The following is a 6,709-nucleotide window of genomic DNA, read 5'->3' on the forward strand; positions in this document are numbered from 1 at the left end:
GGCCTTGGCGCGTTCGGGAATGCACCCGCCCGACATGGCATCACATTCGCGGGCGGGACCCCGGCCGAAGATGGGGACTCAGCCCTGGTGCACGACGTTCTGGTTGCCGGTGTTGTTGACCGCCGGAGTGCCGGAGTGATACGTGATCTCGTTCGAGCCGCCGGACACCATAATGGAATTGGCCGAGTCGACGGTGACCTTATGCCCGGTCCCGGAAACGTTCAGCACGTCGCAGTTTCCCGTGACGGTGACCACAAGGTTGCCCCCGCTGACGTACAAGGTGCCGTTGTCGCAGGCCACAGTCCTGTCACCGCCCAATCCGTCGACGCTGTTGACAGGCCCTGCCAAAGGGGCTGGGGGCGAAAGCGGATCGGCCGCGGCGATAGTGGTGGTCGTGGCCGCGCCGAGGAGCGCAAGGCCGACCGCCGCGATCATCTTAATGCTCAAACTGCTTGACATGAGGGTCCTCCTACTAACTCGATAACGCCGCGTTTCCTCCGGCGAATTGGTTTGAGTTGTGGGACAACTCTTTTACATCCGATCAACACGCACGACTACGGGAGTAGGGCCTAAAGACCCATGTCCTGCGGGACTTTCGTCGCGTTGCGTCCACCACGGGTGTCGAAGTGTCCATATTGCGACGGGGCGGGAACCTTACGTCCCATCGCCTTAGTGGCGCAGCGGAACTGAGAAATAATCCGGGTCGTTGCCGTCATGCGTCCCCGCCAACCCGAGTGAATGTACGTGTCGGCGAAGCGCTTTATTGACTCATGCTGGTCCTTCGGCGGAGACGTTTCTAAAATCCATGTGCGCGTGGATATTCCGGCGTCAGGGTGCCGCAATGGCGTGGCTTGGTCGACTAACGTCGCCTTTTACCCCGGGTTGTCGGGCACTCCGTCGCAGCCAGGCAGACCATCGATGAGAAGCGCCAAGGTCGACGGATGGATCTACCACGCCCACAAAGATGTTGAGGCGGGCTTCCCGGCGAACGGCTGGACGACTGAGCTGCGGGTTCGAGCCCCTGCCTCACCGGCTAAATGAGCCGCGACGTTGTGCCACTTTCTTCACTGCAAGGGTGACGTTCACAATTCGGGCCAGCCCCCGGCTGGGTAGCCGCCGAGGTGGTTACCCGCAAACCTGACCGATCTGTCCGTGGTGTGGGCTCGCCTCGCACTGGCTAAGTTCGCGTCTGTAGATCTCACGCATGTAATCGTCGAGGCACGCTTGGTGGGCGGCGGGATCGGTGACGTTGACACAGGGATCGCCGGCGCCTGCTGGTGCCAAGGGAACACTGAGGGGTATCAGTGCTATGACTGCTGCCGCCGACACGCCCAATATTGCTTTCTTCATCAGTATCCCCAAGCGCAGCGTGGTGGAGTTACGTCATCCCAGTTAATCGCAGGCGGGTGCTATCGGGCTAGCGGCGAAAGTCCCATAAGCGAGGGTCATTAGTTTCGACATCCGCAGCCGCCCACGTCCAAGCCCTGCCAGCGGGCCCGCGGCTATTAGGAGTTATCGCGGCGCGGGAGGTTGTAGCGACATCGAGGGGGTATGGGTTCCGGATCGTCAAAGAAGGAGATGCCATGACCCGACGCCACGCGGATGAAGCGCCCAACAACACCGCCGACGACCCCGAGTCCGAGCCCAAGCAGGATGCTGAGCAGGTAGTGCCGGAGCAGGGCGAGGGTCCGTTCCCTCCCGTGGCCGGCGTACCCCGGCCACCAATCGGCAATTGACCATCTGAGCTGTCCGTTTTCGGTGGGCTGGCAGCGCCCGTCGGCATCCCCAGGCCCAGAGTGCACAGGTGTCGCGCCGCAGCGGACGCGAACTTGGCACTCTACGGTCGGGAGGACGAGGCCGACCACGTGTGGAAATCCCGGGCCGGGGTATCCCCCCGGGCGTATGACTACAGCCAGGACACAACCGGATCAGCGCGAAATCGACGGCGTCCGGGGGATCGTTGACGCCATCTCCGGGGCCTTCGCGGCCAAGATCGTCGGGCAGCGCGACCTGCGAGAGTCGCTGCTCATCGGCCTGCTCGCGGGCGGACACATCTTGCTGGAAAGCGTGCCGGGCCTGGCGAAGACTACCGCAGCCAAGGTGCTCGCCGAGTCGATTCACGGCCGCTTTCAACGCATCCAGTGCACGCCCGACCTGCTGCCCAGCGACATCATCGGCACGCAGATCTATGACTCGGCGACCAACTCCTTCGTCACCCAACTAGGGCCGGTGCACGCCAACATCGTGCTGCTCGACGAGATCAACCGGTCCAGCGCGAAGACGCAAAGCGCGATGCTCGAGGCGATGGAGGAGCGGCAGACCACGATCGCCGGGCAGGTGCACCCCCTCGCGGACCCGTTTCTGGTCGTCGCCACCCAGAACCCCGTCGACCAGGAAGGCACCTATCCGCTCTCCGAGGCGCAGACCGACCGCTTCCTGCTCAAGGAGATCGTGCGCTACCCCTCCCCGCAGGAGGAGGTGGAAGTGATGTCGCGGATCGACGCCGGCATCTACGACAAGGGGCGGCCCGCCCCGCCGGTGGTCGGCCTCGAGGACGTGCTCCGCGTCCAGGACGTGGTGCGCCATGTCCACATGGATCGCGCGCTGATGCTCTATGCCAGCCAGCTGGTCGATGTGACCCGTCACCCCGCGGGGGCGCTGCCCAAGCAGATCGCGCGTCTGGTCGAATACGGCGCCAGCCCCCGCGCAACGATCGCGTTCTGTAAGGCGGCCCGGGCGCAGGCCGTGCTGTCCGGGCGTGCGCACGTACTGCCCGAGGACATCGCGAAGCTTGCGCACCGGGTGCTGCGGCACCGGCTCATCCTCGGATTCGAAGCGGCCAGCGCCGATATCACCCCCGAGGTCGTCATCGACGCCGCGCTGCGGGTCGTCAGGGTTCCCTGAGGCGCCGAAGGCCACCTTGGGTAAGCACCTCAACCGGGCCAAGGCGCACTTCGGCGCCGACACCCGCGGCCTGCTCGAAGGCGGCCGCTATGCGCTATTGCATACGCGCAGCATGGAATTCGACGACCTACGCCCGTACGTGCCCGGCGATGACGTCCGGGACATCGACTGGAAGGCCTCTGCGCGATCGGGCAGCGTGCTCATCAAGCGGTTCGTCTCCGAGAAGCACCACAAGATTTTGCTCGTCGCCGATGCAGGTCGCAACATGTCGGCGCTCGCCCCGAGTGGGGAGGGCAAACGCGATGTCGCCGCGCACATCATGGGCGCGGTGGGGTTGATCGGTCTACGGCGATCGGATCAGATCGGCATGGTGTACGGCGACCGCCGCGGCAGTGTGAACATTCCGCAGCGGCGCGGCGAGTCGCACATCGAGGGACTACTGCACCGCTGGTACCAGCACACTACGACCAACCCCGGCCGCAGTGACGTCGCCACCCAACTTGACTACGTCGCAACGCATTACCGACACACCATGTTGATCATCGTGGTATCCGATGAACCCGAGGTCGATGACAGACTCGGCGCAGTGCTCGCCAGACTGAGCGGGCGCCACGACATCATGTGGGCGATGGTGTCGGACATGGCCGCGGTGGGTCCCGACAACACCGACGGGTACGACGTCGCCACCGGTCGCTTCGTCCTGAACGGAGCCGACCTCGGCCCGCGGGTGGTCACCGCTTACCGCCGCGCCGAGCAGTCCCGTCGCAACCGCCTCGACGCGTTCCTGACCGGTCACGCGATTCCCCACGCGACTATCGCCGGCAGCGATCACATCCGGCGCGAACTCGTTCGCCTGACCGAGGTGGCCGCCCGTGCCGGATGATCTGCTGCGCCACATATTCGGTCCGCAGCCGTACGCGTCGTCGTGGCTTTGGTTGGCCGTGATCTTGGTGATTGCCGTGATTATCTGGTACGTAATCATTTTCGTATGGACCCTGCCCTCGCACCAACTGCGGCGCATCCCCGTCGTGCGGCGAGCGCACGCCTGGCTGATCCGTGACCGCTTCGCCCGCCGTGTGCAAGGCATCGCCGACGAGCACGCTGCCGGGCAGATGTCGGCTCCGGCGGCGTGCGCGGCGATCAGCCGGACGGTGCGCAGCTTTCTGCATCAAGCGACCGGGGTGCGGGCGCAGTACCTACACGTCGGGGCCATGGCCGATGCGAGTCTGGCCGCTGCCGCGCCGCTGCTGACTCGGCTCGCAGACGCGCAGTTCAACGCCGAGGCGCATGTCGATGTCACCGACGTGAGCATCCGGGCGCAGGAGTTGATCCGCTCGTGGACCTGAAATGGTGGCCGGTAGCGGCCATCGGATTGGCCTGCTTCGTCGCGGTTGTGGCGCTGGCGGCATTGCTGCCTATGACCGCTGCCCGCCGGCGGCTGCGGCCATTAGCCAATGTCGCACGGCTGACCCGGTTGCCCGAGTACGCGAAAGTAGCCCGGCTGCGATCACTGTCAACGGTGGTAACCCTGGTGGTCCTGACGGCCATGTTCGGCGCCGCCTCCTGGACGGCGGCCCGTCCGACCGTCGCCAGCAACGATTTCGACGCCGCCCACCCCGAAGACATCATGCTGTGTGTCGGGCAGCCGGTGACCGATGCGGCGACCGCTGAATTGCTCGACTACTTCGCGCGGCAGGCCGGCACGTCGCCTCAGCGTCAACGGATCGGCTTGACATCGGTCAACCGTCGCCTGGTGCCGCTGACGCGCGACCACCAGTACGCCGCAGCGCGATTCGGTGAGTACACCGGCACTCATGCGGCGCAGTCGGCGTCGTTCGCCCCCGCCGTGCCCTACACCGACTATGCGACGACCGTGAACGACGTTCTGGCGCTCTGTATGTCAGGATTCCCGACCATCGAGAAGGGCGGCACGCATCGGCGGTCGGTGATCTATCTCGGGCCCTCAGATCTCCGTGCCGCAGGAGACTCGCGCCCCGCACTGTTCACCGACACCAGTGTGTGGGACGTGGCCGAGCGCGCGGGAACGCAGCTCAATGTCATCGACACCGCGCCGTCACCGGCAAGCGCCTCGCTGGTCGCCCTCGCCACGCGGAGCGGCGGCCGGTACCTCGCACCGGGACGAGGATCGGTGGTCAAGGCAATCAACGACATTCGCGCACACACCCCGCCCGCGCGCTTGGCCGACGGCACCGTCGTGATCGCGGACTTCCGCGACGATCCGGTGGTGCCGCTGGTAATCGCGTTGCTGTCGGCGGCGTTGCTGTCGGTAGCCCTCTTGGTGTTACGCCGATGACGCTCCATCCTCTGCTGCCCTGGGCGATCTTCGCGGTCGTCGCAGGTGCGCTACTCCTGGCGCGACTGGTGGCGCTGCGCCAGGTGCTCCTATCGGCGGGACGCCGGCGTGGTCGCGCGGCGCTACGGTGGACCGGTGTGACTTTCGCGGTGCTGCTGCTCCTTGCCGCGACCATCCGCCCCGGACTTCGTGACGACGAAAACAGCCGTGGCGCAACCCGAGCGGCTGGCGAGAACCTCAACGTGTTCCTCGTCGTCGATCGGTCGGCCGATTCAGGCGTCGACGACTACGGCGCCGGCGAACCGCGGATCGCGGGGATGCGCGACGACGTTGCCGCGGTAATCAAGCAGTACCCGGCGGCACGGTACGCGCTCGTCGGCTTCGCCTCTCGGGCCTCGCTGGACTGGCCGCTGTCCGAGGATGTCTGGAGCCTGCGCCCGACCGTCGCCGCGATCGGCCCCGAAAACGCGAGTCCCGACGTGAACGGGGGAGCGGCGGACAACGTGCTGCGATACCAGTTGATCCAGGCGGCGCAGCAGTATCCGGGTTCGCGAAACGTGGTGCTCTACTTCGGCTGCGGTGCGCCCGGTTCGCGCACCCCCCAGGGTGACTTCAACCTCACGCAGAGCGCGGTGGCCGGCGGAGCGGTGCTGGGCTACGGCCGCAGCGACGCGATCAACGAAGCCGAATTGCGACAAATTGCAGCACAACTCAACGTGCCGTATGTACACCGGGATCCGGGACAGTCTTTCCGGCCCGACCTGCCCGACACGCCGGATATCCGGGCGGAGGCCGACGGACAGACCGAGCTGTACTGGCTGCCTGCGCTGCTCGCCGCGGGGCTGCTGCTGGCCGAGATCTACCTTTCAGTCCGCGAATTCCGGCGCGGCCGCATCGCCCGGCGGGATCTGACATCGTGACTTCGAAACCGGCACGGCTGCGGCTGCGACGGCGGCTGCTGATCTACTCGGCGCCGGTCACCGCCGTCGCGCTGCTGGTTACCGTCAAGCTGTTTTCCGTTGTGGTGGCCGGAAATTCAGCGGCCCACGCCTTCGCAAGTGGCGACGGAGACACTGTGCAGGCCAATGCGGCAATCCTTGGCATGGCGAACGTGGTGGAACCGGCGAAGGCGCCGTTCGTTGCGGGCACCGCCGCCGTGCTTGACGGCCGGCTCGACGATGCCGACACTCACTTCTCCGCCGCGCTTGCCCGCACCGAAGCCGACCGCTCCTGCCCGGTGCGGGTCAACCTCGAACTGGTGCGTGAGACCGAGGGCGACCGTGCCGCGGCGGCGGGGGATCGGGCACGCGCCGGGGAACGTTATGCGAGCGCGCTGTCCGTCGTAGACCAGGCGCCGCAATCCTGTTTTCTCGGCAACGGTGACCCGGACCCGCAACGGCGTGCCATCCGGGACGACGCCGCGAACCGATTGGCCACCAAACGAACTGCGCTCAACGCTCCGCCACCGGCAACGCCCCCACCGCTGTCTCC

8 protein-coding genes are annotated in these 6,709 nt (G+C 66.1%); 7 read left to right on the forward strand and 1 reads right to left on the reverse strand.

Annotated elements, in window-relative coordinates:
• Positions 1-78 precede the first annotated feature (78 nt).
• The gene (locus A5758_RS04480; protein WP_082939579.1) at positions 79-459 is read right to left on the reverse strand and encodes a DUF3060 domain-containing protein; all 381 of its coding nucleotides are present in this window, start codon (positions 457-459) and stop codon (positions 79-81) included.
• A 1,124-nt stretch (positions 460-1,583) separates the two neighbouring features.
• On the opposite strand from A5758_RS04480, the gene A5758_RS25605 reads away from it, so the two are divergent.
• From A5758_RS25605 to A5758_RS04510, 7 genes are all read left to right on the forward strand, one after another.
• Positions 1,584-1,736 (forward strand): hypothetical protein, encoded by a 153-nt coding sequence (locus A5758_RS25605; protein WP_156622495.1) that lies wholly within the window; start codon positions 1,584-1,586, stop codon positions 1,734-1,736.
• Between the two features lie 166 nt (positions 1,737-1,902).
• The gene (locus A5758_RS04485) at positions 1,903-2,904 is read left to right on the forward strand and encodes a MoxR family ATPase (RefSeq protein WP_067207935.1); all 1,002 of its coding nucleotides are present in this window, start codon (positions 1,903-1,905) and stop codon (positions 2,902-2,904) included.
• A 16-nt stretch (positions 2,905-2,920) separates the two neighbouring features.
• Entirely contained in the window at positions 2,921-3,787 is an 867-nt protein-coding gene (locus tag A5758_RS04490; protein WP_067737035.1) for a DUF58 domain-containing protein, read from the forward strand.
• Positions 3,777-4,250 (forward strand): hypothetical protein, encoded by a 474-nt coding sequence (locus tag A5758_RS04495; protein ID WP_067737039.1) that lies wholly within the window; start codon positions 3,777-3,779, stop codon positions 4,248-4,250. Before A5758_RS04490 ends, A5758_RS04495 begins: the two co-directional genes overlap by 11 nt.
• Positions 4,241-5,218 (forward strand): hypothetical protein, encoded by a 978-nt coding sequence (locus A5758_RS04500; RefSeq protein WP_067737043.1) that lies wholly within the window; start codon positions 4,241-4,243, stop codon positions 5,216-5,218. The genes A5758_RS04495 and A5758_RS04500 overlap by 10 nt, the downstream gene beginning before the upstream one ends.
• On the forward strand, positions 5,215-6,138 hold the full coding sequence (locus A5758_RS04505; RefSeq protein WP_067737047.1) for a vWA domain-containing protein: 924 nt from the start codon (positions 5,215-5,217) through the stop codon (positions 6,136-6,138). The genes A5758_RS04500 and A5758_RS04505 overlap by 4 nt, the downstream gene beginning before the upstream one ends.
• Positions 6,135-6,709: hypothetical protein (locus A5758_RS04510; protein ID WP_197503754.1), on the forward strand; the 575-nt coding region annotated here is incomplete at its 3' end. The genes A5758_RS04505 and A5758_RS04510, both read left to right, overlap by 4 nt.

It is taken from the genome of Mycobacterium sp. 852014-50255_SCH5639931, from assembly GCF_001665605.1.
GTDB classification, from domain to species: domain Bacteria; phylum Actinomycetota; class Actinomycetes; order Mycobacteriales; family Mycobacteriaceae; genus Mycobacterium; species Mycobacterium paraffinicum.

Bases quoted from the DNA above. Each gene is read 5' to 3' on its own strand.
- A5758_RS04480 (WP_082939579.1), bottom strand. From the start codon at position 459: ATGTCAAGCAGTTTGAGCATTAAGATGATCGCGGCGGTCGGCCTTGCG.
- A5758_RS25605 (WP_156622495.1), top strand. From the start codon at position 1,584: ATGACCCGACGCCACGCGGATGAAGCGCCCAACAACACCGCCGACGAC.
- A5758_RS04485 (WP_067207935.1), top strand. From the start codon at position 1,903: ATGACTACAGCCAGGACACAACCGGATCAGCGCGAAATCGACGGCGTC.
- A5758_RS04505 (WP_067737047.1), top strand. From the start codon at position 5,215: ATGACGCTCCATCCTCTGCTGCCCTGGGCGATCTTCGCGGTCGTCGCA.